The sequence below is a fragment of the Pricia sp. genome, assembly GCF_041745955.1.
Taxonomy (GTDB): Bacteria; Bacteroidota; Bacteroidia; order Flavobacteriales; family Flavobacteriaceae; genus Pricia.
Genome location: NZ_JBGTHY010000270.1, coordinates 1 through 3,707 on the forward strand (window position 1 = coordinate 1; position 3,707 = coordinate 3,707).

Annotated in this window: 3 protein-coding genes; 2 read left to right on the forward strand and 1 reads right to left on the reverse strand. The window is 47.7% G+C overall.

Annotated elements, in window-relative coordinates:
* On the forward strand, positions 1-973 hold a 973-nt coding region (locus tag ACEW8S_RS10055; RefSeq protein WP_373518021.1), incomplete at its 5' end, for an acetyl-CoA C-acyltransferase.
* A gap of 19 nt (positions 974-992) precedes the next feature.
* Positions 993-2,810, forward strand: coding sequence for an acyl-CoA dehydrogenase family protein (locus ACEW8S_RS10060; RefSeq protein ID WP_373518022.1), 1,818 nt, complete (start codon positions 993-995; stop codon positions 2,808-2,810).
* Positions 2,811-2,935: 125 nt separating this feature from the next.
* Here the strand turns inward: ACEW8S_RS10060 and ACEW8S_RS10065 are convergent.
* Positions 2,936-3,707: glycoside hydrolase family 15 protein (locus ACEW8S_RS10065; protein WP_373518023.1), on the reverse strand; the 772-nt coding region annotated here is incomplete at its 5' end.

Here is a 3,707-nt window from a genome sequence, read left to right on the forward strand (position 1 = left end):
ATTGATGGGCTTGGATATCGTTGATGTTCCCGGTGTAACGGTTAACCGCTTCTGTTCTTCGGGCATTGAGACTATTGGTATCGCAACCGCCAAAATACAGGCGGGAATGGGGGATTGCATCATTGCCGGAGGTGCCGAAAGCATGAGTTCCGTACCTATGACCGGTTACAAAACGGAATTGAACTACGACTTGGCCAAATCAGGACATGAGGATTATTACTGGGGCATGGGCAACACGGCCGAAGCTGTCGCCAATGAGTTCAAGGTTTCGCGCGAAGATCAGGACGAGTTTGCCTACAATTCCCACATGAAAGCTTTAAAGGCCCAGGCCGAAGACCGTTTTCAAGACCAGATCGTTCCGATCGACGTCGAGCAGACCTATGTAGACGAGAAGGGAAAGCGAGCAACAAGGGAATATACAGTAACCAAAGATGAGGGCCCTCGAAAAGAAACATCCATTGAGGTTCTGAACAAACTCCGTCCGGTTTTCGCCGCAAATGGTAGTGTGACCGCAGGGAATTCCTCACAAATGAGCGATGGAGCCGCTTTTGTAATGGTGATGAGCGAAGAAATGGTCAAGGAATTGAACCTTGAACCCATCGCAAGATTGGTCAACTACGCCGCTGCGGGAGTACCGCCCCGAATTATGGGCATAGGCCCGGTCGCCGCGGTCCCCAAAGCCCTAAAACAGGCGGGGTTAAAGCAAGAAGATATCGAACTCATAGAGCTGAACGAAGCCTTTGCTTCCCAGTCCATCGCCGTAATCCGTGAGCTTGGTCTAGATAAAGACATCGTGAACGTCAACGGTGGTGCCATAGCCTTGGGCCATCCGCTCGGCTGTACCGGAGCAAAACTGTCCGTACAACTCTTCGATGAAATGCGAAAACGCAACATGCAAGGTAAATATGGACTCGTAACGATGTGCGTAGGCACAGGCCAAGGCGCTGCAGGGATATATGAATTTTTGAATTAAATACTTAATACCGACAAACATGAGTACAGAAACCATACAAAAAGACAGCTTATTACGCGGAGGCCAATTCCTCGTTAAGGAAACCAATTGCGAAGACGTCTTCACTTTAGAAGACCTAAACGAAGAACAGCGCATGATGCGCGATAGCACAAATGAGTTCGTCGATCGCGAACTTTGGGCGCATTGGGAGCGGTTCGAACAAAAAGATTATGCGTATACCGAAGAGTGTATGCGAAAGGCCGGCGAACTCGGATTATTGAGTGTCGCCGTGCCCGAAGCGTATGGCGGCATGGGAATGGGTTTTGTATCTACCATGTTGGTCTGTGATTATATTTCGGGGGCAACGGGCTCTTTCAGCACCGCTTTCGGGGCGCATACGGGAATTGGTACCATGCCGATTACCCTATATGGCACTGAAGAACAAAAGCAAAAGTACGTTCCGAAATTGGCATCCGGCGAATGGTTCGGGGCCTATTGCCTTACGGAACCGGGCGCTGGGTCCGATGCCAATTCGGGCAAGACCAAGGCAGTATTATCCGAAGATGGAAAACAGTATTCCATTACGGGACAAAAAATGTGGATTTCAAATGCAGGTTTCTGTACTCTTTTCATCGTTTTCGCCAGAATAGAAGATGACAAATACGTCACGGGCTTTATTGTCGAGAACGACCCTGAAAACGGAATCTCCATGAATCCCGAGGAAAAAAAGCTTGGCATCCACTCCTCCTCTACCCGACAGGTTTTCTTTAATGAGACCAAAGTCCCCATCGAAAACATGCTTTCCGAACGTGGCAACGGCTTTAAGATTGCTATGAATGCCCTGAACATAGGACGTATCAAATTAGCTGCCGCCTGTTTAGAGGCACAGCGGAAGGTAATCGACGAGGCTGCCAAATATGCCAACGAGCGCATCCAGTTTAAAACTCCCATCGCAAATTTTGGAGCTATCAAAGCCAAATTAGCCAAAATGGCCACCAATGCCTATGCGGGAGAATCCGCCAGTTACCGGGCCGCAAAGAATATCGAAGACCGTATTGCTATCCGAGAGTCCGAGGGCAATTCGCATCAGGAAGCGGAGCTAAAAGGTGTTGAGGAATACGCCATAGAATGTTCCATTTTAAAAGTGGCCGTTTCCGAGGATGCACAGAATACCACCGACGAGGGCATACAAATCTTTGGGGGAATGGGCTTCAGTGCCGACGCTCCAATGGAAAAAGCCTGGCGCGATGCCCGTATCGCCCGTATCTATGAAGGCACCAACGAAATCAACCGGATGCTGGCCGTCGGTATGCTGGTCAAGAAAGCCATGAAAGGCCATGTGGATTTACTAGGTCCTGCTACCGCTGTTGGAGAGGAACTGATGGGAATCCCATCCTTTGATACACCCGATTATTCCGAACTCTTTGCCGAAGAAAAAGATGTTCTGGCGAGATTGAAAAAAGTTTTCTTGATGGTAGCCGGAAGCGCAGTGCAAAAATTCGGTCCCGAACTGGAGCAGCACCAGCAGCTTATGTTGGCCGCCTCGGATATTCTTATCGAAGTCTATATGGCAGAAAGCACCCTGCTCAGAACGGAGAAAAATGCCAAACGTTACGGGGAAGAAGCCCAAGCGACCCAAATCGCCATGACTAGACTATATTTGTACGAGGCTACTGAAACCATAATCACAAAAGGCAAGGAAGCCATAATTTCCTTTTCCGAAGGTGATGAGCAACGTATGATGTTGATGGGACTCAAGCGTTTTACGAAATATACCAACAATCCTAACGTAATCGCATTGCGTACCCAAATTGCAGATCGAGTATCGGCGGATAATGGCTATACTTTTGATCAATAAGAATTGGACTAACTCAAACTGCAGCTTCCGTTTCTTCGGAATACGAGAACCGCCCCACAATTGGGGCGGTTTTTTTGCAACAACTTGTTTTGGAATTTGGTACTTGTATTTTGGAATTTACTTTCTCACTCCCTCATGGACTCCAAAATCTTCTCCTCACTGTGCTTTCTTGAAAAGTTGATGGCGCATTCTATAAGGGCGAGGTGCGAATAGGCCTGTGGAAAATTACCGAGCAATCGTTTGGTTTTAAAATCAAGGTCTTCGCTAAAAAGACCTAAATGATTGCTATATCCCAATAATTTTTCGAAATGCGCCTCGGCCTTCCCGACCTCTCCGATTTTAAAGAGGCTGTTGATGTACCAAAAAGTACAGACGGTAAACGATGAGGATGGTAAACCGAAATCATCCTCGTTTTTATACCGGTATAACAATCCGTCGTTGCTCAGTTCCCTTCCTATAGCCTTAACGGTACTTATAAAACGTTCATCCTTGGCATCTACACAGCCATACGATTCCATCAAAAGCACGGAAGCATCCAAATGTGTAGTTCCGTAGGATTGGGTGTACGCCCCCACTTCCTCGTTCCAGGCCTTTTCTTGGATATCGTTCCAGATTTCGTCCCGCAAGGGCCTCCACTTTTCGATCTTATGGTTTTTGTTCATCATTCCGGCCACTTTTATGGCCCTATCGACGGCTGTCCAACAGAGCACCTTCGAAAAGGTAAAGTGCCTATCCTCGGATCGGAACTCCCAAATGCCCTTATCGGCTTCCTGCCAGTGATTTTCAACGATCCAAACAATGCCTTTGGTAATGCTCCAGATTTCTTCGCTGTTCTCGACATCGGTACTGAAACGTTTCAGCTGTTCGTAGATAACGTCCATCAAAATACCGTAGATA

What these genes read in the sequence shown, in the direction of transcription:
- ACEW8S_RS10060 (WP_373518022.1), top strand. Translation starts at nt 993, where the DNA reads ATGAGTACAGAAACCATACAAAAAGACAGCTTATTACGCGGAGGCCAA.